This window comes from Duganella sp. Dugasp78, from assembly GCF_059491455.1.
Genome location: NZ_CP168506.1, coordinates 5403048 through 5426608 on the forward strand (window position 1 = coordinate 5403048; position 23561 = coordinate 5426608).

20 protein-coding genes are annotated in these 23561 nt (G+C 63.8%); 3 read left to right on the top strand and 17 right to left on the bottom strand.

From position 1 onward, the window contains the following. Positions 1-35: 35 nt before the first annotated feature. Positions 36-788, top strand: coding sequence for an N-acyl amino acid synthase FeeM domain-containing protein (locus ACEN9O_RS23960; protein WP_495614306.1), 753 nt, complete (start codon positions 36-38; stop codon positions 786-788). On the opposite strand, the gene ACEN9O_RS23965 is transcribed toward ACEN9O_RS23960, so the two are convergent. Next, a complete protein-coding gene (locus ACEN9O_RS23965; protein ID WP_495614307.1) occupies positions 789-1544 on the bottom strand; it encodes a S1 family peptidase in 756 nt (251 codons plus the stop codon). Next, positions 1538-3964 (bottom strand): hypothetical protein, encoded by a 2427-nt coding sequence (locus ACEN9O_RS23970; RefSeq protein WP_495614308.1) that lies wholly within the window; start codon positions 3962-3964, stop codon positions 1538-1540. Before ACEN9O_RS23970 ends, ACEN9O_RS23965 begins: the two co-directional genes overlap by 7 nt. Before the next feature lie 185 nt (positions 3965-4149). Between ACEN9O_RS23970 and ACEN9O_RS23975 the strand changes: the two genes are divergently transcribed. Together ACEN9O_RS23975 and ACEN9O_RS23980 are read left to right on the top strand one after the other, a co-directional pair. Next, positions 4150-5430, top strand: a complete 1281-nt coding sequence (locus ACEN9O_RS23975; protein WP_495614309.1) for a nucleotide sugar dehydrogenase — start codon at positions 4150-4152, stop codon at positions 5428-5430. Next, entirely contained in the window at positions 5430-6491 is a 1062-nt protein-coding gene (locus ACEN9O_RS23980) for an SDR family oxidoreductase (RefSeq protein ID WP_495618529.1), read from the top strand. Before ACEN9O_RS23975 ends, ACEN9O_RS23980 begins: the two co-directional genes overlap by 1 nt. Here the strand turns inward: ACEN9O_RS23980 and ACEN9O_RS23985 are convergent. The 15 genes from ACEN9O_RS23985 to ACEN9O_RS24055 all read right to left on the bottom strand — a co-directional run bounded on the left by ACEN9O_RS23985 (position 6448) and on the right by ACEN9O_RS24055 (position 23534). Continuing rightward, positions 6448-7839, bottom strand: coding sequence for a SpoVR family protein (locus ACEN9O_RS23985; RefSeq protein ID WP_495614310.1), 1392 nt, complete (start codon positions 7837-7839; stop codon positions 6448-6450). The genes ACEN9O_RS23980 and ACEN9O_RS23985 overlap by 44 nt on opposite strands. Next, a complete protein-coding gene (locus ACEN9O_RS23990; protein ID WP_495614311.1) occupies positions 7836-8978 on the bottom strand; it encodes a DUF444 family protein in 1143 nt (380 codons plus the stop codon). Before ACEN9O_RS23990 ends, ACEN9O_RS23985 begins: the two co-directional genes overlap by 4 nt. 9 nt (positions 8979-8987) lie before the next feature. Continuing rightward, a complete protein-coding gene (locus ACEN9O_RS23995; RefSeq protein ID WP_495614312.1) occupies positions 8988-10916 on the bottom strand; it encodes a serine protein kinase in 1929 nt (642 codons plus the stop codon). 104 nt (positions 10917-11020) lie between these two features. Then, the gene (locus ACEN9O_RS24000) at positions 11021-11932 is read right to left on the bottom strand and encodes a LysR family transcriptional regulator (RefSeq protein ID WP_495614313.1); all 912 of its coding nucleotides are present in this window, start codon (positions 11930-11932) and stop codon (positions 11021-11023) included. Between the two features lie 84 nt (positions 11933-12016). Continuing rightward, entirely contained in the window at positions 12017-12433 is a 417-nt protein-coding gene (locus ACEN9O_RS24005) for a hypothetical protein (protein WP_495614314.1), read from the bottom strand. A 540-nt stretch (positions 12434-12973) separates the two neighbouring features. Then, positions 12974-13372 carry an Hpt domain-containing protein gene (locus ACEN9O_RS24010; RefSeq protein WP_495614315.1) on the bottom strand — a complete coding sequence of 133 codons (399 nt, stop codon included), beginning with the start codon at positions 13370-13372 and terminating at the stop codon, positions 12974-12976. 58 nt (positions 13373-13430) lie between these two features. Beyond that, the gene (locus ACEN9O_RS24015) at positions 13431-14306 is read right to left on the bottom strand and encodes a proteasome-type protease (RefSeq protein ID WP_495614316.1); all 876 of its coding nucleotides are present in this window, start codon (positions 14304-14306) and stop codon (positions 13431-13433) included. Between the two features lie 44 nt (positions 14307-14350). After that, positions 14351-15154, bottom strand: a complete 804-nt coding sequence (locus ACEN9O_RS24020) for a transglutaminase family protein (protein ID WP_495614317.1) — start codon at positions 15152-15154, stop codon at positions 14351-14353. A 13-nt stretch (positions 15155-15167) separates the two neighbouring features. Continuing rightward, positions 15168-16118, bottom strand: coding sequence for an alpha-E domain-containing protein (locus tag ACEN9O_RS24025; protein WP_495614318.1), 951 nt, complete (start codon positions 16116-16118; stop codon positions 15168-15170). Between the two features lie 9 nt (positions 16119-16127). Beyond that, on the bottom strand, positions 16128-17558 hold the full coding sequence (locus tag ACEN9O_RS24030) for a circularly permuted type 2 ATP-grasp protein (RefSeq protein ID WP_495614319.1): 1431 nt from the start codon (positions 17556-17558) through the stop codon (positions 16128-16130). A 75-nt stretch (positions 17559-17633) separates the two neighbouring features. Continuing rightward, positions 17634-18716: an ABC transporter substrate-binding protein gene (locus tag ACEN9O_RS24035; protein WP_495614320.1), complete on the bottom strand. Its 1083-nt coding sequence runs from the start codon at positions 18714-18716 to the stop codon at positions 17634-17636. Positions 18717-18824: 108 nt separating this feature from the next. After that, complete coding sequence (locus tag ACEN9O_RS24040; protein ID WP_495614321.1) at positions 18825-19340, bottom strand: PRC-barrel domain-containing protein; 516 nt, start codon at positions 19338-19340, stop codon at positions 18825-18827. Between the two features lie 140 nt (positions 19341-19480). After that, positions 19481-20959, bottom strand: a complete 1479-nt coding sequence (locus tag ACEN9O_RS24045; RefSeq protein ID WP_495614322.1) for a sensor domain-containing diguanylate cyclase — start codon at positions 20957-20959, stop codon at positions 19481-19483. 63 nt (positions 20960-21022) lie between these two features. Then, a complete protein-coding gene (locus ACEN9O_RS24050; protein WP_495614323.1) occupies positions 21023-22261 on the bottom strand; it encodes a D-amino acid dehydrogenase in 1239 nt (412 codons plus the stop codon). A 4-nt stretch (positions 22262-22265) separates the two neighbouring features. Further along, positions 22266-23534: a serine hydrolase domain-containing protein gene (locus ACEN9O_RS24055; protein WP_495614324.1), complete on the bottom strand. Its 1269-nt coding sequence runs from the start codon at positions 23532-23534 to the stop codon at positions 22266-22268. Between the last annotated feature and the right edge of the window lie 27 nt (positions 23535-23561).

Below are 23561 nucleotides of genomic sequence, written 5' to 3' on the forward strand. Positions count from 1 at the left end.
TCCTTTGCCGACAGCTGGCCGACAGACCTGACAGGATGCCAACCGTGCAACATGACGACGCAATAGTTTCATTTGAAGCTGGCCCAGGCCTGCGCGACCTCGTGGTCGGCGAAGGCGACACCAACAAGGAATGGGACCACACAATCGACCAGCAGATATTCCACATCCGTATGGCTAATTCGCAAGGGCGCCGGGAAGCGGCCAGCCTGTTGCTAAAAAAGATGTATGGTTGGCGCGGCTATTCGGTCGACCCCAACGCCAGCCACGCGCTCAACAAGATCACCCTGTTTGCGGAAACCGGCGGACACACCGTGGGCACCATGTCCTTGTGCCTGGACAGCGAAGAGATGGGTCTTCCGGCCGATGAAAATTTCCGGGACAAGCTGGACGATCTGCGCGCCCAGCACCGGCGCCTGTGCGAGCCTTCGCGGCTGGCGATCGACAAGGGGGTATCCAAGCGCGTGTTCGCGGCGCTGATTCACATCTCCTATATTTATGCGCATAACATCCATGGCTTTACCGACTACGTGATCGAGGTAAACCCGCGTCATGTCATGTTCTATAAGCGCATGCTGGGCTTTCGCGATTTTGGCGGCGAGCGGCCGTGCACGCGCGTGGGGGCGCCGGCCGTGCTGCTGCGCCTGGAGCTGGACTATATGGGCGAACAGATACGGAAGTTCGGCGGCATGATGGAACAGCAAACCACGGAACGCTCGTTTTACCCGTTTTTCTTCCCGACCTGGGACGAGCCGGGTATCACCGGGCGTTTGATCGCGGGCAAGACCTGATTATTTCGACGGAGACGGTGCGAGCAAGCTGGTGGGGATAGCATAGGCGATGCCGCTAGGCGCGGAGATCGCTGTTTCCTTGACGCCCTTGACAAATACCATGTTGACCACACCGATCACTTCGCCGGTATCGGGGTCGAACAGGGGGCTGCCACTATTGCCCGGATAGGCCGTGCCGTCCAGTTGGAACACGACGAAGGTGGTTTTCTGCAGTTGGTTCAACAGCTTTCCGTCGAGTTTGCTTGAACTGACCGAGGGCATGGCCACGGGCGTAATTGCCGACACGGTGCAACGGTGGGTAACATGGCGCAAGCCGAGGACCATGCCCAGCGGGAAACCCATAAAGGCCAGCGATTTCCCCTCCTGCACCTTGGCCGAGTCACCCATCCGGAGGGCTGGAATCGGCGCGCCCTGAACCCGCAGGCGGGCGAGGTCGTGTTCCTTGTCGACCATCGTCACGACGGCGGCGCGGAACTGGGCGTTGTCGCCCTGGCGCACCAGTATGCCCAGGTTGTCGCCCTGATCGGTACGCAACAACTCATGGACCACATGGGCGGCGGTCACCACGGTCAAGCCGTCTTCGATGACGAAGCCCGATCCGATAAACGACAAGGCCGGGCTACGGGTCTTCTGGTAACTGCCGATGCCGACCACGGAAGGCTTGACGAGCTCAATTGTGCGGCTGAGTTCGTCCGCGGCGACGGGCGAGGCCAGGCTCAGGGCCAGCAGCGCTGGCAGGCAGATGGTTTTTAACATGGGGCACTCGCGGCAGCAGGGATGGACGGGGCGGGCCGCAGCGCGGCGGCGCATAACAGCAACATGAACAGCAACGTGATGCGGGGCACGTCCAGCAAGCTGTCGAACAGCCCCACGATTTGAAACGCACTCAGCGCGGCCAGCAAGGCCAGCGCCTGGGCGCTGTCGGCGCTGTCGCGCGCGCAGCGCAGCAATTCGGCGACCGCGCTGCACAGCAGGCCGGTGTAGGCCAGCAGCCCTGGCCAGCCCATTTCAAAATACAGGTTGAGTCCCAGGTTCTTGATGTGCCATGGCAGGTGGTGGCGATCGCTGCTGAAGAACCAGTAATTGTTGGCATCGGAAAACGTGCCGTTGCGCACCAGTTCATTCCGGCTGTCGAGATTGCGCAAGCTCACATTGTCGATATCCAGCGTGGCATGTTCGCCGTCCACGGCGATTTCCAGCTGAACCCGCCGGCCGGAATTCCCCAGGGCGCCGGACGACACGGGAAACTGATACCTTTGCCAGTACGGCGCGTGCGCAACCTGGCGCATAGGCAGGGGGATGCAGCCCTGTGGATAGAGTAGCTGACGCTCGCACAGTTGCACCTGCAGAAAGGCGGGAGCGCCGCTGTTCCAGACGTCCAGCGCCAATACGTAGGATGTGCCGTTGTCGACGGGGACGATTTGCAGCAGGCGTAGCAATTCGCCGTACCCCGCCTGATACTCGCCGGCGGTCAAGCGCAGAAAACGATTGCCATCCTGATCGAGGTAACGATAGCTCGGTGGCACTTCGTGTTGCGGATTACGCCAGAAGTACAGGAAGGGAAATTTACCCAGTCCCGCGCCCAGCCAGGCGGTGTTGAGATCGTCATCCATCAGGCCGATCGCGTGGTGCCAGTGCTGCAAGCGGCCGGTGAGGTCGCTCGCGGTGCTGGAAAAACGCTCGGCGACAAAGTAGCCGTGGTAGATGGGGACGGCGGTTGCCAGCACCATCGCGCAAGTCATCAGCGCCGTCAGGCTGCGGCGTCGCAGCTGCCACAGCGGACGCCGCCGAAGAACATTGAGCGCGAGCGGCGACATGGCCGTTACCAGCAAGCCGGCACTGGGCCAGAACGTGCTTGCGCCAGCATAATGGTAGGCGATCCATACCGTATTGACCGCCAGTCCCGCCAACGCCAGCACGGCCAGCGGCAATAGCGGGCGCGTGCGGCTGGCGGCCAGCGCGAAGACGGCGCACGAGAGCAGGAAGAGCAGATAGGGGCTTTTCAATATGCCCAGCGGCGGTTCGCCAACCGGCAACAGCCACGCCAGGCCGCCGGCGACCACGGCGCCGCAGATCAAGCCGCTCACCAGGACCAGCCGTCGCAACGGCAGGGCGGACAGGATCAACGCCGCTATTAACAAACCCAGGGCCGCGCCGAAACCACGATAGCCGCTGCTTTCAAATACCACGCCCAGCACGCAGGCGGCCAGCGCGACAGCGGCGATGATGACGAGCGGCGCCTGCCATCGGCGCCTGGCTGGACCGGTGCGTAAGCGCTGCATCAGTGGGATGCCAGCGAGGATGGGCCCGGCCAGAGCATAGGCCGCGTACAGCCCGCGCGAGAAGGTCGCCAGGCCGGCGTACAGCGCCAACGGCAGCATCAGCAAGGCTGCAGTCTGGCGCGGCGACCATTGTTTGCTGAAAAGCCAGGCGGCCAGCAGGGGAAAACTCAGCGCCAGGTAGCCGTCCAGCGCCGCGCCGCCGGTGTGCATGGCGGAGAACGGCGCGGTAATGCGATAGTCGCTGGAGAAATTGAGCAAACCCGGAAACTGCCAGCGCTCCCATGTCGCGGCCGCACTTGTCAATAGCAGGCCGGTCAACATGCCAGGTATCAGGAAACGGCGTAGGCCCGCCAGGTCCGGCCCTAGCGTTTGCTTCAGCGGCGGCAGCAGCACGAAACTCCAGAACCAGGCCTTGCCGACGCGCAGAGCGTTATAGGGACTCAGGTAGTTGTTGAAGGAATTGGCGTCAATCGGCGGCAAGGGCTGCAACCCGCGCCACAGCGCGATGCAGCAGGCGCCGGCCAGCAGCCATAAGCTGAGGCGGAATAAGGGTGGAAACACCGGGCGCATCCCGCTTGGCTCGAAATGCCAGTAGCAAGTGCCAGCCGTCAACAGCAGGAGCAAGTCGATTTCTTCCAGGAAGAACCAGCCCGTATGCGGCGCCAGATCCAGTACCGGAAGCAATGCCGGCAAGCCCAGCAGCCACAGCGCGGGCCGCCACCACAGCAGCGCGCCGTATCCCAGCAAGATGGCGGGCAGCCAGCTGTCCTGCCAGGGATAGACACTCAGCGCCAGTATCAATCCGCCGAAGAAAGCCACGGACAGCAGACGGACGCACCACATCGGAAAGCGCGCGATCGCTCCCATGTCGTATCTCCACAAGACGCGCAGCATCAGACTCTCCTTGGCAAACGGTAGGGACAGGGTAGGAACTCTGGATGTGTCGCTCCTTGATACGCCACAAACGGAACAGCCTCGCAGTGCAATCGGCGCTGGTTTGCGGCACCTCAACAGCACCCTGAAAGCGCTCCGTAGAATCGGCCGAGATGTGTATCTAACGCTCAAACGCGAGGTGAGTTATGGAAGTCGTGGCCGTGGTGGGATTGGGATATGTGGGGCTGTCGCTGGCAGTGGCTTTCGGCGCGCGCCGGCGCACCATTGGCGTCGACCTGTCCGCACGCAAGGTGGCCAGCTACCGGCGCGGGGTCGATCCGGGAGGGGAAGTGAGTCGCGAGCAATTCGCTGCGGCAGACATGTTGGAGATGGGCTGCGATCCCGCGGCGCTGAGCGAGGCCGACTACATCGTGGTTGCCGTGCCGACGCCGGTGGACAGCGCCCACCAGCCGGATTTTTCGGCGCTGGTCGGTGCCAGCGAGTCCGTGGGGCGCCACATGAAGGCAGGCGCCGTGGTGGTCTATGAATCCACGGTCTACCCCGGCGCCACCGAGGAGATCTGCATCCCGGTACTGGAGCGGTGTTCGGGAATGAAATGGCAGCGGGATTTCCACGTCGGCTTCTCGCCCGAGCGCATCAACCCAGGCGACAGCGAACATACGCTGGCGACCATACGCAAGATTGTCGCGGCCGACGACCACGCCACCCTGCAACGTGTGGCCGCGCTGTATGAGGAAGTGGTGGACGCCGGTGTGCACCGCGCTTCCAGCATTGTCGTCGCCGAGGCCGCTAAAGTGATCGAGAACACCCAGCGCGACCTCAATATCGCGCTGATGAACGAACTGGCCATCATCTTCGACCGCCTGGACATCGACACGCTGGAGGTGTTGCAGGCGGCCGGCACCAAGTGGAATTTCCTGCCGTTCAGGCCCGGCCTGGTGGGCGGGCATTGCATCGGCGTCGACCCCTATTACCTGACGCACAAGGCGGAAATGCTGGGCTACCACCCGCATGTGATCCTGGCCGGGCGCCGCATCAATGATGGCATGGCCAAGTTCGTTGCCGAGAAAACAGTCAAGGAAATGGTGCGCGCGGGGTTCAAGCTCAAGGGATGCCGGGTCAATGTGCTGGGGCTGACGTTCAAGGAGAACTGCCCGGACCTGCGCAATTCCAAGGTCGCGGATCTGATCACCGAGCTTGAATCCTATGGCTTGCAAGTTCACGTGCACGACCCGGTGGCGGACGCGGACGAAGCGCACCACGAATACGGGGTGCGGCTGGAGCGGTGGGAGGAGCTGCCCTGCGCGGAAGCCATGATCAGCGCGGTGGCCCATCGCGAACTGGCCGCGCGGCCCCTGCACCAGATCCGCGCCAAGATCGTCCAGGACGGTTGCTTCATCGACCTCAAGTCCCAGTTCGACGAGCTGGCCCTGCGCGAAAGCGGACTCAACGTCTGGAGGCTATGATGACCGACTACGAGGATGGCACACCCGTCACCACCAGCTACCAGACCGTGCGCGAGCATCTGCAACAGCAGCAGTACCGCTGGGTGATTACCGGGGTGGCGGGTTTCATCGGATCGAACTTGTTGCAGGCCCTGCTGGAACTGGGCCAGCGGGTGGTCGGGCTCGACAACTTCATGACCGGCTATCGCCACAATCTGGACCAGGTCCGCGACGCTGTGGCGCCGGAAGCCTGGCGCCGTTTCGAACTGATCGAGGGCGACATACGCGACGCGCTGACCTGCAAGCGCGCCTGCGATGGCGCCGATTTCGTGCTGCACCAGGCCGCGCTGGGCTCGGTGACGCGCTCGCTGCGCGAGCCCCTGCTGTGCAACGACATCAATATCGGCGGCTATCTCAACGTGCTGGAGGCCGCGCGCCTGGCCGGCGTGCGGCGCATCGTCTATGCCGCCTCCAGCGCCAGCTATGGCGACCATCCCGCCTTGCCCAAGCAGGAAGCCCAGGTCGGCAAGGCCCTGTCGCCGTACGCCTTGACCAAGTATGTGAATGAAATGTACGCGGACGTCTATGCGCGTTGCTACGCCACCGAATGCATCGGCCTCAGGTATTTCAATGTGTTCGGGCCGCGCCAGGATCCTTCCGGCGCCTACGCCGCCGTCATTCCGCAGTGGATCGCGGCGATGATAGGGCAGCGCCGGCTGGTGATCAACGGCGACGGCGAAACCAGCCGCGATTTCTGCTATGTCGCCAACGCCGTGCAGGCCAACCTGCTGGCAGCGTTGACCGACCGCAAGGACGCCGTCAACCAGGTCTACAACGTCGCCCTCAACGCGCGCATCAGCTTGAACGAACTCTACCTGATGCTGCATGGCTTGCTGGTGGAGCGTTACCCGCACCTGCGCGACTATCAAGCCGAGTACGGCGAATTCCGCGCCGGCGACGTGCGCCATTCGCAAGCGGACATCTCCAAGGCCAGGAACCTGCTGGGCTACGCGCCCACGCACGATCTGCGCCGCGGACTCAGGCAGGCTTTGCGGTGGTATGTGCAGTATCTGGGTGACTGACAGTCAACGTTCGCGGCACACCGCGAAAATCCACCGTGTATAAGGTCACCGGCTTGCGCCAGAGGCGGGCCACATAATTGAGCACCTGCTCGGCGGTGGCCAGGTCCAGCCCACGGCCATCGCTGGCGTGGTCGTGCCGCAAGACCAGGCTGCGGTCGTCCTGCACCTTGTCGACGGCGATGCGCGGTGCACCGTAGTTGTATTTCGGTCCCAGAATGGCTTCCCGTACTTCGTGGATATCGCGGCTGAGCATGCGCGTCTCGCCGTCCTTGCGCATCTGGTAGCTGAACAGTCCGAGCTCCGCAGCCAGCTCCGCGTCAAGGTAGTTGCGGATGAAGCCAAAATCGTCCTCCTCACTGCAAATACGGCGCGCCGCCTCGATGCCTTGCCGCTCGACGATGCGCTCCCACATGCTGAAGCCGAGGTGGTAGGGATTGAGCGCAAGCGCCAGCTGCTGCTCGCCCGCGTAAGGCCGCACCACGTCGGAGTGTGCCTTGAGGGCGTGCAGGTAGACCGCGTGCGGCAGGAAGTCCGCCTCCCGCAACAAGCGCGCGTGCCAGTAGCAAGCCCAGCCTTCGTTCATGATCTGGCAGGCGTGCACAGGATAAAAATAGAACGATTCCTCACGCACCGCCAGGAAGATGTCGCGCTCCCAATCCTGCAGTTCCGGCGCGTACTGCGCCATAAACCACAGCAAGTCGTATTCGGGATGGGGCGGCAGCGGCGCGCGCCCGGTTGCCGGTGGCGCCGCGGCGATCTCTCCCGGCAGCGACCGGTAGCGTTGCTGAAAAGGCCCGGATGCAGCCGCCGGCAACGGCGGCTTGGCGTCGGAGTAGGGCGGCCGGTACAACTCTTGCTGGATGTCGATGTGCGGTTCCAAAGCCAGCGCCGCGTCCAGCACGGCCTCTACCCGCCGTTGGCCGTGCCGCGCCAGCGCCAGCTCCAGGCGGTGGGCGCGGGCCGCACTTTGTTCGAGGATGTGTCCGCCAGCCATCTTCAGGAAGCGATCGAACAGGCTATTGCGCCGAACGAAATCGGCATGACCGATAACATGGGCCGCCACCAGCGTGTTTTCGGCCAGGCTGTTTTGGTTCATCATATAGGCCCGGCACGGATCGCCGGGGAACATCACCTCGAAGATGCGCGAGTGCCCCATGTTCTGATGCAGCAGCTGGTGGATGTAGCGCAAGCCGAACGACCAGTGATGCATGCGCACCGGCACGCCGTACACCGCGATTTCAAGCATGAAGTTTTGCGGCACCAGTTCGAAATCGACCGGACAGTACTCCAGCCCGAGCTCGCGGGCGAGTTGTTCGATGCGGTCGCTCCAGTCGGAAAGCGTACTCATGCCTTTTCCTCGGCCGCCGCTTGCCGCGTCAGGAATTGTTTCAGCGCGCCGATGATGTCTTCGCTCTGGGTCAGCGTCACGCTGGACAACGGCAGCCCCTGCCGCTCGCGCTCCTTCCACAAGCGCCCCATCTCGGTCTCCAGCATGCGCGGCATGCCGGGCAGGGTCTCGACATAGCCCAGATAGTTCATGCGGTTGGCCAGTTGACCCAGCAGCTTGCCGGCCGCCGCCCGGTCTTCGGAAAAGTTGTCGCCATCCGAAGCGTAGAACAGATAGCTGTTGTAGCTGGCGGGATCATAGTGCGCATCGAGTAGCGATCGCACGAGGTCCAGGCCGGTCGACGCCATCGTGCCGCCCATGCCGCTGACCTCGAAGAAATCCTTTTCGTTAAACTCCCACGCCCGCGCCGCATGCGCCAGAAAGCGCAGTTCCAGCCTCCGGTAGCGACGGCGCAGACCTTGCAACGCGAGAAAGAAGAAGGTCTTGGCGAGGCGCCGCTCGGGCTGCGTCATGCTGCTGGAAACATCGAGCACCATGAACACTACGGCGTTGCTGCTGGGACGCGGCCGTTCTATCAGCTGGCGGAAGCGCAAGTCCTCATTGGTAAATGCTGCTGGCGCGCTCTGCACTGCGCGCCGCTTGACGGCCTCCTTGACGGTGCGGCGGCGGTCCAGCCGCGAACGGGCGCCGTGCTTATCCCAGCCGCGATGCAGGTGCTCTGGCTGCTCCAGCGTGGCGTTGCCGCGCGGCTGCAGCGATGGTAATTGAAATTCCTGCCATAACCAGTCCACGATGTCGTCGATGCCGAACTCCATCATCAAGGTCACCTTGCCCGGCGCGTTGCCGGCGCCGCCCTCATCGCCACCGTTGTCGTCCGCCGGCAGCAGCAGGTCGCCCGGTTGACCGGGGCCCTGGCCGGCGCCGGTGGTGTTGTTCTCGGCAAGGCGAAAACGCGCGTGTTCCAGCAAGCGCAGCGGTACCTGCACGCTGCGCTGGTCGGGCGTGCTCATCAGATCGGAAGAGGATAGGATCTCCGGCAAGTGATCGCGCACGGCGTTGCGCACCTTGTCGTTGTGCCGCAACCAGTCGCGCGCGCCGCGAGAGAACAATTCGTACCAGTCGCGTTGCCCGGTCTGCATGGTTTGACCTCACTCCTGCGCCAACAGCGTGGTGACATAGTTCAAGGCTTCGCGCGCGCAGTGGCTGTCATAGCCATACTCGTCGACCAGGCGCTGCTCAACCGCGGAGATCTTGGCGCCCACCTCGTCGTCGGGCCGCTTGCTGGAACTGACCAGGCGCAGCACATCGCGGCGCTGCTCGAACAGATACTGCTGCAAGGCCTCGCGCAACTGTGCGTGGCTGCCCAGGCCGAAGCGCTGGCCTCGTTTATATGCGCTCATCGCCTTGCGCACCACCTCCTGCCGGAATGACTGCTTGCCGGAATCCGAAATCGAGATCTTCTCCTCGACCGCGCGCAGGAAGCGTTCGTCCGGCCGCCGTGTCTCGCTGGTGATGGGGTCCTTGACCTGGCGGTTGTCCAGCATGGCCTCGACCTCGTCCAGATACTTGCCCAGCAAATCCTCCACCTCCTGTTCGAACGAGACAAACAAGGCCTTGTGCACATCTTCCTTGACCCAGCGGTTATAGAAATCCTTGCGCGTCAACACCAGATAGTCCACCCATTTGCGCTTGCGCGCCGGCTCGATCCGCGCATCGCTTTCGATGCCGTCCTTCAGCGCCAGCAGCAAGTCCATCGTGGTCAGGCTGTTGCGGGAGGACTGAATGATGGCATTGGACAGGGCATTGATCACGAAGCGCGGCGAGACGCCCGATAGCCCCTCGTCGGGCGACTTTTCCTTGCCGCGCGGCCGCTGGGCCTCGGCCGGGTGGGCGCCGTCCGCATCCTCGCCCGCATAAATGCGCACACGGCTCGCCAGTTCGCCGTCGCGCTCATCGCCTTCGTGCAGGCGGGTCAGCACGGCGAACACGGCCGCGGCGTGCAGCACATGCGGATCCAGGTGCACGCTGCGGAAGGCTGGCGCCGCCCCCAGGATCAGCTTGTGGTAAATGCGCGCCTCATCCCGGTAGTTCAGAGTGTACGGCACCTGCACGATCACCATGCGGTCCAGCAAGCCTTCATTCTCGCTCTCCTGCAGGAACTTGCGGAACTCGGCGAGGTTGGTGTGGGCGAGAATGGTCTCGTCGAGATAGATCAGCGGGAAACGCGCCACCTTGACGTTTTTCTCCTGCGTCAGCGTCAGCAGCAAGTACAGGAATTCGCGCTTGACCTTGAGGATCTCTATCATCTCCAACATGCCACGGCTGGCGGCATACACGGCGCCGGACCAGGACCAGGCACGCGGGTCGCCTTCATCGCCGAACTCGGCCACCTTGGACAAGTCGACCGAGCCCACGAGGTCGGCGATATCGGCCGTGTTGGGGTCGTGCGGCGCATAGGTGCCGACACCGCTGCGGCCGGCCTCGGATATGCAGATGCGCTCGACGGGCATGCGCAGGAAGTCGCCGCTCAGCTCCTGTTCCAGGCGCATCCGGCAATGCGGACACAGCTCGCCGGTCAGGTCGACGCCGTAAGCCTCGCGGAAGCCCGGCCGCATGGTGTGCGGCACCAGGTGCAGCGGCGACTCGTGCACCGGGCAACCGGCGATGCCGAACAGCGCGCCGGCGTCGGTGTAACTGTATTCCTCCAGGCCGCGCTTGAGCCGTATCACCAATGTGGATTTGCCGCCGGACGGCGGCCCCAACAACAGCAGCAGCCGCCGCCCGACTTCGGATCCCGCCGCCGCAGCTTTGAAATAGTCGGCCACGCGCGTCAGCGCATCGTCGATGCCGAAGAGTTCGTCGGCGAACAGCTTGCAGCGCAGCTTGCCGTTTTCGTCTTGCTGGCCGCTCCAGCCCAGCATGTCCCAGATGTATTGATGCGAACTGCGCGCGAACTGGCAGGGCGCCTTCGGCAGCACCTGCTCCATGAATTGCGCGAAGCTGCCGCTCCAGTGGGCCGCCCGGTGCTGGCGCGTGAAGGCTTGCAATTGCTCCCGGTATTCCTCGCGTTGATCCATCGCCGCATCCCTTCCTGTACTGTCAGCACAGTCAAGTATCGCGCCCGGACGGGCGGGCTATATGAGGTACATCAAATGGATTCGGGGATTTTTATGGCTGAAAATTAGTCAGCGCGATCCCAGGGCGGCGTGCCGGCAAACTCCTCGACCAGGAAGTCGATCATCACCCGCACCTTGGCGCTCAGGTGACGGCGGCTGGGGTAGACCGCCAGCACGTCGATATCGGGCATGTGGTAATCGGGCAGCACCCGCACCAGCCTGCCTGCGCGCAGATCGGCGCCGACCAGGAAGCTGGGCTGCCAGATCACGCCCAGCCCGCCCAGCGCCGCGCTGCGGGCGGTGTCGCCGTTATTGGTGTGCATCACGCAGCGCACCTTGACCGCATGCGGCTGCCCGTGAGCGTCCAGCAGCTGCCACTCGTCGGCCGTGGCCGCGTAGCTGTAGCCGATGCAACTGTGCTGCAGCAACTCCGCCGGGTGCATGGGCATGCCGCGCTGCGCGATGTAGGCCGGCGACGCGCACAGGATATTGTGCGAAGTGGCCAGTTTGCGCGCCACGTTGGAGGCCGAGCCGGCGCGCGAGATACGGATCGCCATGTCGTAACCTTCTTCGACGATGTCGACCACGCGGTCGATCAGCGCCACATCCAGCTGCACATCGGGATATTTCTGCATGAACCTGGCCCACAGCGGCGCCAGGTGCAGCACGCCGAAGCTCAGCGGGGCGTTGATGCGCAGCACGCCCTGCGGCTGCAAGGTGGCGGAGGAAACGATGGCCTCCGCCTCGGCCACGTCGTCCAGGATGGACTTGGCACGCTCGAACAGCGCCTCGCCGCTGGCGGTGAGCGACATCTTGCGCGAACTGCGGTTCAGCAGCCGGGTTTGCAGATGCGCCTCGAGGTCGCTGATGTAGCGGGTGACGTTGGCGGGCGACGTATCGAGCGCGTCCGCGGCGCGGGCGAAACCCTCCCGGCGTACTACCTCAACGAACACTTCCAGTGCACGCAAGCGGTCCATGCAGCACTCCCATTCATGTTTTGCAATAAAAAAGCCGCAGCACCAAACAGGTGTTGCGGCTCCATGGCGGCGGGAACAAAACGTTCAGCGCGGCAGGTAGTTCACGTTGGCCGCTTCCTTGATCACGCGGCCGGCGTTGATGGTCGCCTTGCCGGCGGTGTCGGCGGAATCGCTGTGATACATGCCGACCAGGCCTACTGCCGCCTGGGCATCGCCGGCGTGGGCGGCGCGCTCGAACAACTGCTGGGCTTCACCGCGCTTGGCCGGATTGGCCAGATAGCGCAGCGCCAGTTCGCGCTGGGCCACCGGCGAACCCTGTTCGGCCCACTCCTGCAAGCGGCGCTCGGCGGCCGGCTGGCCTTGTGGCCCCAACTGCATGGCGGCGGCTTCAATCGCGGTCGGCGAGGGGATCGCGTCTTCCTGTGCCTGGCAGGCGATCAACGCTCCCACCAGAACCAGCACCGACGATACCAGCACGCCAGACTTGTTGAATAATTCCATATTTTAGTTACCCTTGGTTAGCCGAGGCCTTCAGCTGTGGCACTTCAAATGCCGCGCGCGTCATCTGTCTGTCTCGACGCAATGCACCATTATACTTGCGCCGAGACAAATTATCAATTGCGCAAGATGCTCTAGCGCAATAAACTAATCTTTCCATTCTACAAAATCGCGGGCAAACATGGCGCACACTAGGTTTTGCCTTGCTAGCCGGCGTGGATTTGCCAGTACGGGTCGGATATTATCACGAAGCTTTTCGGGCACCTGTACGCAAGTCGATATTCGGGGTAACAATTGTAACCATTCGTTAAGATAGGCTATCAAGCGGTAATTGGCCCCGCCCGGTTGCACTGCAACACGGATAAGTATTCACAATAACTGAATAATATGCCCGTTTTTTTTGATTATTTACACGAAAAGCGTTGTAAATAGTTGACTCTGAGGCAGCAATGAACTGTTCAGACAAGCATGGGATGGGAACGGATGCAGCGGTCCTGGTGACCGCCGGTGAAAGTGGTGTTAGTCCGGCGTGTAACGGTCACCTCAGGCGTAGGCGGTTTGCCCGCCACCTTGCAGCCAGCGGTCGGCCGACTGCAACACCAGCTGATACTCGGATTCCAGATCGGTGAACAGGGCAGGGATCTGGTCCAGCAGGCGCCCGGCGATTGCCTGTTCCAGCCTGAGTGAAGAGGCCACCATGCGCTTGGCGCCCAGCGTACCTATCGATCCCCGCAGGCTGTGCAGGATCTTGCCGGCGTCGGTGTAACGCTCCTCGCCCAGTGCGACGGCGGCCTGCTGCATCGGCGCCATGCCGGGCGCGCAGGCGTCGCGCACGATCTTGGACACCACGGCCAGCGCCTTATCGTCGTTGCCCATATACTTAAGCAAGGTATCGACCGAAAACACTTGTTCCTCGGCTGCCGGCGTTAAGGCGTCAGACATGCATCGCTCCGTGTGAGGTGAAAACTTCCTGCATCATACTCTTTCCCCGGTGCAGGCGTTACTGTTGTCCGTCATGGAACTGTTGCGTCAGGGTTTGTAATGGCGTGTCCGACAGCGGCGGCATCGCCACATTCGCCGGCGGCGCCACCCGCACCGGCTTGCTGCTGGCCTTGGCGGAATGCAACACATTGCTGGTCGCCTCGGGCGCCGCGTCCCAGACCGGATGGTCCAGTCCTTCGAACACGCGCTTCAGTTGATCGCCCCAGGTGCTGCGTATCATCTGGAAATACTGGTTGCGCTCGTCGATGGTGACGAAATGGGTGACCGCCAGCTTTTCGGTCTCGTACACCAGCAAATCCAGCGGCAGGCCGACCGATACGTTGGAACGCAAGGTCGAATCCATGGAGATCAGTGCGCATTTGGCGGCGTCGTCCAGGCTGGTGGCGGGGGTGACCACGCGGTCGATGATGGGCTTGCCGTACTTGGCCTCGCCGATCTGGAAATAGGTATTCTCGTCGTGCGACTCGATGAAATTGCCGGCCGAATAGATCTGGAACAAACGGCAGCGCTCGCCCTTGATCTGACCGCCGAAAATGATGCTGACGTTGAACTCGATGCCGAACTCGCCCAGCGCCTTGGCATCGCGCTCGTGCACCTGGCGCACGGCGTCGCCCAGCAGGCGGGCCGCCTCGTGCATGCTGCTGGCGGTCCAGATGCTGCGGCCGTCGGCATTCTGCTGTTCGGACACCAGCTGGCGTATCGATTGCGAGATCGACAGATTGCCGGCGGTCATCATCACCATCATGCGTTCGCCGGGGATTTCAAACACACTCATCTTGCGGAAGGTGCCGACCTGGTCCACCCCTGCATTGGTACGTGAATCGGAAAGAAACACCAGCCCGGCATTCAGGCGCATGCCCACACAATAGGTCATCGTTACAAGTTATTGATTAGAATAATTATTATTGTACACCTCCGTCACTGGGGCACAATCTGCACATCCACGCTCATCGACTCGGTGCCGCCGCCGCGCCGCACGCCGCGCACCGGCGCCGCCGCGTCATAGTCGCGGCCGATGGCCAGGCGGCAATACGCATCGGTCATCAAGCGCGCATGGGTCACATCGATGCTGACCCAACCGCTGTAATCCTTGTCCTCGGCCCAGGCGTCCACCCAGGCGTGGCTGGCGGCGTGGTCGCTCGTTTCCGGGTCGATATAGCCGGACACGTAGCGCGCCGGTATCCCGTGCGCATGGCAGCAGGCCAGGAACAGGTGGGCGTGATCCTGGCACACCCCTTCGCCCAGCGCCAGCGCATCGCTGGCCGTGGTGGTCACGGCGGTCGCACCGCTTTGGTATCGAACCGCACCAAAGATGTGCTCCGCCAGGCGAATCAGGTCCTTGGTGCGCGCCTTGCCGTCCGGCAGGCAGGACGCCGCCAGCTCCAGGATGCCGGGCGTGGGCTCGGTCAGCCGGGTCGAGACCGTATAGATCAGCGGCGACAGGCTGTCGCCGCTCGGGATGCGTCCCTGCTTCGGGCTGGTGGTCTCGACCACGCCGAAGGCCACGATGGCCAGCCCCTGGTGCGGCACATCCATGGTCATCATGTGCGACAGGTTGCCATAGGCGTCGGTGTAGGCGTGAACCTGGCCCGGCATGGCGATGTTCCACGACAGCACATGCTGCTGCGCCTCCGCGCGCGGCGTCAGGTGCAGCTGCTGGATGGTGTAGGCCAGCGGCGTGGTGTAGGTGTAGCGCGTTTCGTGACGTATCGTCAGTTGCATAGAGTGCCTCGTGTCATGCCGCCAGCGGCACCAGGAAATCGCGGCTGACGCGGTTGCCCAGTTGATAAATGTCTGCCAGGAAACGGGTCAGGGTGTCGTGCAGCCCGGCCTCCAGAATGTCGTCGATCTTGCCGAATTGCAGCTCGGCGTGCAGCCGGCCGGCAAATCGTTCGGTATCGGCCGAAACGCCGTTGCGCACCTCGCGCAGGTTCTGCACCACCTCGTCCATACAGGCCAGCAGGGAGCGCGGCATGTCGCCGCGCAGCATCAGCAGCTCGGCGATGCGCGCCGGGGTGATGACGTCGCGATACACCTTGCGGTAGATCTCGAAGCCGGACACCGAGCGCAACAACGCACCCCAGTAATAGAAGTCGCGCTGGGTCATGGTCTCGCCGGTGCTTTCCGCGCCGCCGCCGTGGAACTTCACGTCCAGGATGCGGGCGGTGTTGTCGGCCCGCTCCAGGAAGGTGCCCAGGCGGATGAAATGCACGGCCTCATCGCGCAGCATGGTGCCCACGGTGACGCCGCGCGACAAATGCGAGCGGAACTTGACCCATTCGAAGAACTTGCTGGGATCGTTCTCCAGCAGGTCGCTGTCCAGGCGTTTCTGCATGTCCAGCCAGGTCTGGTTCTGGATTTCCCACACCTCCGTGGTCAGCGTGCCGCGCACCGCGCGGGCGTTCTCGCGCGCCTCGGTCAGGCAAGCCACGATGGAGGAGGGGTTATCCGGGTCGCGCACCATGAAATCGATGACGGCGCGCGCCTCCAGCGAGTCATACTTGCGGTCGAACGCGGATTGCAGCTCGGAAATGCCGAGCATGGCGCGCCAGCCGTGGGCGTTTTCCTCGTCGGACTGCGGCAGCATCGACGTCTGCACATTGACATCGAGCATGCGGGCGGTGTTTTCGGCGCGCTCGGTGTAGCGCGCCATCCAGAACAGGTGATCGGCGGTACGGCTTAACATGGGGTCTCCTTAGCGTTCCAAAATCCAGGTATCCTTGGTGCCGCCGCCTTGCGACGAGTTCACCACCAGCGAGCCTTCCTGCAAGGCCACGCGGGTCAGGCCGCCGGGCACCATGGAAATGGTCTTGCCCGACAACACGAAGGGACGCAGATCGATGTGGCGCGGCGCGATGCCGCTTTCCACATAGGTCGGGCAGGCCGACAAGGCCAGCGTCGGCTGGGCGATGTAGCCGTCGGGCTTGGCGATCAGGCGTTGCCGGAAGTCCTCGATCTGCTGCTTGCTCGAGGCCGGGCCGACCAGCATGCCGTAGCCGCCGGCGCCATGCACTTCCTTGACCACCAGGTCCGGCAGGTTGGCCAGCGTGTAGGCCAGGTCTTCCTTCTTGCGGCACTGGTAGGTCGGCACATTGTTCAGCACCGGCTCCTCCGACAGATAAAACTTGATCATGTCGGGAACGAAGGGATAGATCGACTTGTCATCGGCCACGCCGGTGCCGATGGCGTTGGCCAGCGTGACGCGCCCCGCGCGGTACACCGACAGCAAGCCCGGCACGCCCAGCGACGAATCCGGCCGGAACGCCAGCGGGTCGAGGAAATCGTCGTCCAGGCGGCGATAGATCACGTCCACCCGCTTGGGGCCACGCGTGGTGCGCATGAACACCGTGTTATCGCTGACAAACAAATCCTTGCCCTCGACCAGCTCCACGCCCATCTGCTGGGCCAGGAAGGCGTGTTCGAAGTAGGCCGAGTTGTACATGCCCGGCGTCATCACGACCACGGTGGGATCGTTGATGCCCATCGGCGCCACCGAACGCAGGTTATCGAGCAGCAAGTCGGGATAGTGATCCACCGGCGCGATCTTGTTGCGGGCGAACAGTTCGGGGAACAGCCGCATCATCATCTTGCGGTCTTCCAGCATGTAGGAGACGCCGGACGGCACCCGCAGGTTATCCTCCAGCACATAAAACTCGCCCTGTCCGGCGCGCACGATGTCGACCCCGGCGATATGCGCATAAATGTCCGACACCACCTTGATGCCTTGCATCTCCGGCCGGTACTGGGCGTTCTTGTAGATTTGCTCGGCCGGGATGATGCCGGCCTTGATGATGTTCTGCCCGTGATAAATATCATGGATGAACATGTTAAGCGCCCGGACCCGCTGCACCAGCCCCGTCTGCAGCTGCTTCCATTCGCCCGCCGGGATAATGCGCGGGATCGTATCGAAGGGGATCAGCCGCTCGGTACCGGCATCGTCGCCATAGACGGCGAAGGTGATGCCGACCCGGCGGAAGGTCAGATCGGCCTCGGCCCGCTTGCGCTCGATGGTCTCGGCCGACTGGCGTTGCAGCCAGCCGCAAAACTCGCGGTAGTGTTCACGTACCTCGGCGCTGGCATGATGGGCCAGCCCGTCGGCAGTCATTTCGTTGAAGAATTTAGCCATATTGAACATTCCCTGATGAGTACATTTCTCTTCTATCAAGAAACGTGCCAGAGGAAATGCCCAATCTTGGTGCGTTTACTGGGCCAGGTCGATCTGCCAGAAACCGTTGCTGGTCTCGGTTTTATGCGCCGCCATCGCGGCCGGCAGCGTGACCTTCAGCGCCGCCATGCGGGCCGGGTCGACCATCACCGTCGGCGTTTCCTGGCGCAGGATGGGCAGCACGTCCGGCTTGGTGTGGCGTTGCAGGATCTTGGCGGCCTGGTCGCCGGCCAGCCGGCCGACCCGGGTGAAATCGGCGCCCACGTACAGCGCCGCGCCCGGCACCCGCACCATCGCCAGCGTCACCACCGGAATCTTGTTCGCGATACCGAAATCGCCCAGGTCGACCGCCGCCTCGTAGCGGTGCAGGCCGTAGTAGGTATCGAGCGGCACCGCGAACATCTCGACGCCGCGGCCGCCGTCGTACAGCTCCTTCAGCGACGGCGCGATCGGGTCGCTCTTGTTCACCAGCCGCGTGCTGACGTCCACGCCCAGCGGCTTGCCGTCGCGGGTGGCCGCCGCCACGTTGGCGACGCCGTTCTCGTCGTCGGTATGCACCATGCCGATCCGGTGCACATTGGGAAATACGTCGCGCACCAGTTTGAGCGAATCGGACATATCGGTGTACAGGGTGGAACCGGTCGCGCCTTCGCCGCCGTCGACCAGCGACACGCAGCCGGCATCCTCGGGATTGGCCACCGCCGTGAACACCAGCGGGATATGGGCGTCGACCAGCATGCCGCGCGCATACTTGGTGGCCGGCGTGCCGATGGTCAGCACCAGGTCGGGCTTGGCCGTGACGATGCGGCTGGTTTCCTGCCGGATCCGCAGCAGCACGCCCAGCCGGCTCCAGAAGCCGCCTTTCTCGACATCGAAGTCGATCGCCACGCGGTTGATGCTCAGGTTCTTGCCCTCGACCAGGCCGCTGCCTTGCAGCGACTTGATGAAGCCGTTGTAGGCCTGCTGGTAGGGCTCGATGTCGGTGACCTGCAATATCTCGACCTTGAAGACGCGGGCGTCGTCCATCGTTTCCGGCGGCAGGGGTTCAAAGGCGAGGGCGGTGAGATGGCCGGCGCACAGCGCCAGCGCGATCAGGGGAAGGGCGAGGGATTTTTGCATGGCTGGTCTAATTGCTGTCGATGCAACAATTAGACCAGAGATGCCCGTCAGGCATGCCTGCTATCGCATGCCTTGACGAGCCAATCTGCGCGTTCTGTGGGCCAGCCGCTACAAGTTGCCGCTGCTGCTGCCGGGGGTGGAGCGGCTGGTGCTGGCGCCGGGATCGCTTTGCAGGCTGCCGGTGCCGCTGCCCATCACGCTGCCGCTGGCGGTGCGGGCGCCGGGAGCGTTCTGCTGGGTGCCGTAGAAGTTGTGGATCTGGGTGCTGAATTCGGCGCTGGCCATGTCGGGCCAGTTATCCTTGTTGAAGCCGGGGGCGTTCTTCAGGTGCTCCTTGGACACGTCCAGCAGGAAGCGCTTGTTGGCGGTGTCCAGCTGCAAGGACTGCCAGGGCACGGCGAACAGCTTGTCGCCCATGCCCAGCCAGCCGCCGAACGACAGCACCGCGTAGGCGACGTTGCCTTGGCGCATGTCGAGCATGATTTCCTTGATGTCGCCCAGGTCTTCGTCCTGAAGGTTGTAGACGTCTTCACCGATCAGCGTATCGGCGCCCATCAGGCGAGGGCCGGGGCCGTCCGAGGTGTCGCTGTAAATGCCGTAGGTATCGCGGTCTAGGTAGCTCATGGTGGTCTCCAGATGATGAGTAAGGTCCCGCGCTGGATTACGCGGCGACAAAACTCATCATGCTTGGCGCGCCCCGGTACAGCTATAGGTGCGCGAGCGGTGTGGATGTAGGACGGGGATGAGTTCCTGAGGAACCAAACTCAGGCCGCCAGGTCCGTTGCCGCCACCACCCGGTTGCGGCCGTCGCGCTTGGCACGGTAGAGCGCATGGTCGCTGCGTTCGATCCACGCTTCATGGCCGGGATCGTCGGCGTTCAACAGCCCGACGCCGACACTGACCGTGAAGTGGAAGGGGCCGTGCTCGCTGGCCACCGGCGCCGCCGCCACGCGGGTCCGCAGGCGCTCGGCGAACAGGCAGGCGCCCTCGGCATCGGCCTGCGGCAGGATGATGACGAATTCCTCGCCGCCGTAGCGGCAGGCGCAATCGACCTCGCGCGACAGCGCGCGGATCTGCGCCGCCAGCACCCGGATCGCCTCGTCGCCGACCGGATGACCGTGGCGGTCGTTGATCTGCTTGAAATGGTCGATGTCGATCATCACCAGCGCCGCTTGCGAACCGAGCCGCTGCGAACGCTGCCATTCGGCCGCGATGCGCTCGTCCGCCACGCGGCGGTTGTGCAGGCCGGTCAGGCTGTCGGTGCCGGCCAGCATGTATAGCCGCTGGTTCGCATGGCGCAAGTCGGTCAGCAGCTGGTTGGTCAGCGTCTGCCAGTGGATGAACATGTGATAGCCGAACGCCGCGATGAACAGGATGATCAGCGCGAACACCCAGTAGAACGCCCAGGTGGTATCGCGCGCCACGTCCAGCGCGCGGGCCAGCGCGGCCGGAATGCCGGCAGCCTGTACTTGCAGCAGATTATCGGCCAGTCGCAGCGTCACGAAGCCGTAGACCAGCACGCCGAAGGCAACACAGCCCAGCAGGCGCAGCACGGAACCGCGCGGATCATGGCTGGCGTCGGCCAGCAATTGCGGGCGCGTCTGCTGCCAGCGCTCCACGCGCGGCCACAGCAGCGCCATCGCCGGAGCGCACAGCAACACGCTTTGCAGGAAGGCGCCCAGCCACCAGCCCTGCCAGATCGGCAGCAGCGCGGTGGAGTCGATACGATTGGTGTAGCACCAGACCAGCGCACCGCTGGAGCTGAAGATCGCCCCGACGAACGACAGCTGTATGTAGAACAGCATGGCGCCCGCACTGCTCAAATGCCGGCTGATGGCGATCGCCCGGTAGCCCAGCCCCATGACGGCGAAGCCGAGCGGATTCGCGGCGCTGAACAGCAGCGCCCAGGGCAGGGGCATGCCGCCGTACAGGGCCAGCGTCAGCGTCGCCAGATAGGCGGGAATGGCGCCCCACCACCAGCCGCAGGTAAGCGTCCACAGCAGGCAGATCACCAGCGGCGGATAGACGGTGATATACAGCTCGGCCCCGCCCAGCCGCAGCGGCAGGCCGGACCAGTGATAAATCACCGAAACCAGCCCCAATCCGATACTGGCGGCCAGCGACAGCAGCCACAGCGCCGCGACCGACAGCCGTTCACCCCGGTCGCCATGCCGGAACAGTCGCCGCACCGACAAGGCGCGCGCCATATGTGGCAGCTCCGCAGACGGCTGCTTGTATCTCATAAAGAATCCTCGTTGCATACGGGATTGTATCGCGGGGCTATGCCGACTTGCTACGCCTGATTGTCAGCGGCGCAGCGTCAGCCCATCGAGTGCGATGGGCGAGGCCGTGCCGCGCAACATGCCCGCCAGCAGGCTGGCCGTGCCGCAGGCGAAGGTGAATCCCAGCGGACCGTGCCCCACATTCAGCCAAAGATTCCCAAAGCGCGTGCCGCCGATGATGGGCGCGCTGCCCGGTGTGGCTGGCCGCAGGCCGGCCCACGCGTCGGCACGGTCGTAATCGGCCGCACCAGGCATGGCCTCCTTCGCCAACCTCACCAGTCCCTGCACGCGGCGCGGATCGATACGCGTGTCGGCCCCCACCATGTCCACCATGGCCGCCACCCGTAGTTGCGAGCCGATGCGCGCATACAGCACCTTGCGCTCGAAGTCGGTCACGCTGATTTCCGGCACCACATCGCCGGCGCGGATCGGCGCCGTCAGGCTGTAGCCCTTGAGCGGATACAGCGGCAGATAGATGCCAGCGCTCGCCGCCAGGTCGCGGCTCTGGATGCCGGCGGCCAGCACGTAATGGTCTGCCCGCAGCGGGCCGGCCGCCGTGCACAGCCACGCCACCTTGCCACGGTCGGCCCTGATCCCGGTCACATCGCGACGCACCACGCCAATAAAGTTGGGATGGGTTTTCAAGCGCCGCATCAGCAGTTCGCAGAAAGCGTGACAGTCCGCCACCGCCTCGCCGGGATTGAAGATGCCACCGGCCAGATCGCCTTGCAGCGCAGCCAGTGCCGGCTCGCGCAGCGCCGTGCCGGCCGGCGTCAGCACTTCGGCATCGGCGGCGGCCAGCGCGGCCGCATGCTCGAACAGCCGCGCGCTGCGATACACCACCAGCTTGCCCGCATCGCGCCAGGCGAAGTCGGACAGCGGCACATGCAGCGACAACGCCTGCATTGCTTGGCGGCTCAACTCGCCAAGCTGCAGCAACGTTGCGGTGGTGCGGCGGTTGGCGGCGGCATTGCAGTTGCCAAGGAATTGCAGCAGCCAGCGCCACTGCCGCCAGTCCGCCTCCGGCCGGAAGCGCAGCGGACCGTCCGGCTGGAACAACCACCGCAAGGCCTTCAACGGCACGCCCGCATCGGCCAGCGGCGCCACGTAGCGATAGCTGAGCTGCCCGCCGTTGCGGTAGCTCGCCATGCTGCCGACCTGGGCCTCGCGCTCGACCAGCGTCACGCGATAGCCGGCCTCGGCCAGCCACCACGCCGAGGTCAAGCCCACCACGCCGCCGCCGATAACGATGACCTCGCTCATCGCGTCACCTGCCGAGGATGGCCTGACGGTACAGCGCCGTCAGGATGCGCTCTTCGCTGCGCGTCATCGCCGAGTAGCGGCCGGGATTGCTGTCCGGGTCGGTGCCGGTGCCGCCGATCAGCGACACCATGCCGTTGCCGCGCTGCAGATCGACCACGAAGGTGGAGATCAAACCATACGCCTCGCCCAGATGGCCGGCCGCGCGGAAGCCGCCGCCCTCGACCAGCCGGTTGTCGTCAAAGCGCTGGCTGCCCAGCCCCCAGCTGTGATACAGGCCGCGATAGGTATCGCCGTTGCTGCCGTTGTACGTCCACTGCTGGCTGAACATCAGCGCCACCGATTCGGGCTGAAGGATCTGACGGTCCTGATAGCGGCCGTGACTGGTCAGCATCAGCATGACCTTGCCCAGGTCGGCGGCCGAGATGCGCAAGCCGCCCGTCGGACTGAACAGCGTGCCGTTGCTGCCGATGACGTAGCCAGCCATGCCAGCCGGCGCCGCCGGCGGACGCACACCGTAGTCGTCCACCTGCGCAATCCACGGACCATCGGGATTCCACACCTCGGTATCAACGGTGCGCTTGCGATACAGCGTTGCCACGTTATCGATCTCGGTGGCGGAGAACTCGGACGGGTTGTAGCCGCCGCGCAGGCCCATCGGTTCCAGCAGCAATCGCTTCATCAGCCGGTCGAAACGCTCGCCGCTGACTTTCTCCATGATGGTGCCGATCACGCCCCAGTTCAGGTTGGTGTACATGAAGTAGCCGCCCGGACCATGATCGCCGGCCCACATGCCGGCCGTACCGCTGTTCAGCTTGTCGCGGATGGCGACATCCGCGCTCCAGAAGTAGCCGGCCTCGTCGCGCAAGGACGACGTATGCGTCAGCAGCATGCGCAGGGTGATCGCCTGGTCGGGAAAGTGCGGATTGCGCAACGCATAGCCGAGATACTGGCTCACGTCCGTATCCAATTCAAGCAAATGCTGCTCGATCAGCCGCATCACGCCGAAGGTCGTCATCATCTTGGAGATCGAGGCGATGCGGTACATGGTGTCGGCATTGGCCGGCGCAGCCGCCGCGCCGATGCGGCGCTGGCCGGTTTGATATTGGTACTGCACCTTGCCGCCGCGCACAGCCAGCACCGACAGGCTGGCCAGCGGCATCGCCGGATCGGCGGCGATGGCGGCCAGTTCCTGGTCCAGCGAGGCGGCCATGCCACCGCCGCTGGCGCCGGCCATCAGCAACATCCCCATCAAGGCCTGCATCTCGCGTTTCATGGTGGCCTTAAAAATATACTCGATGGA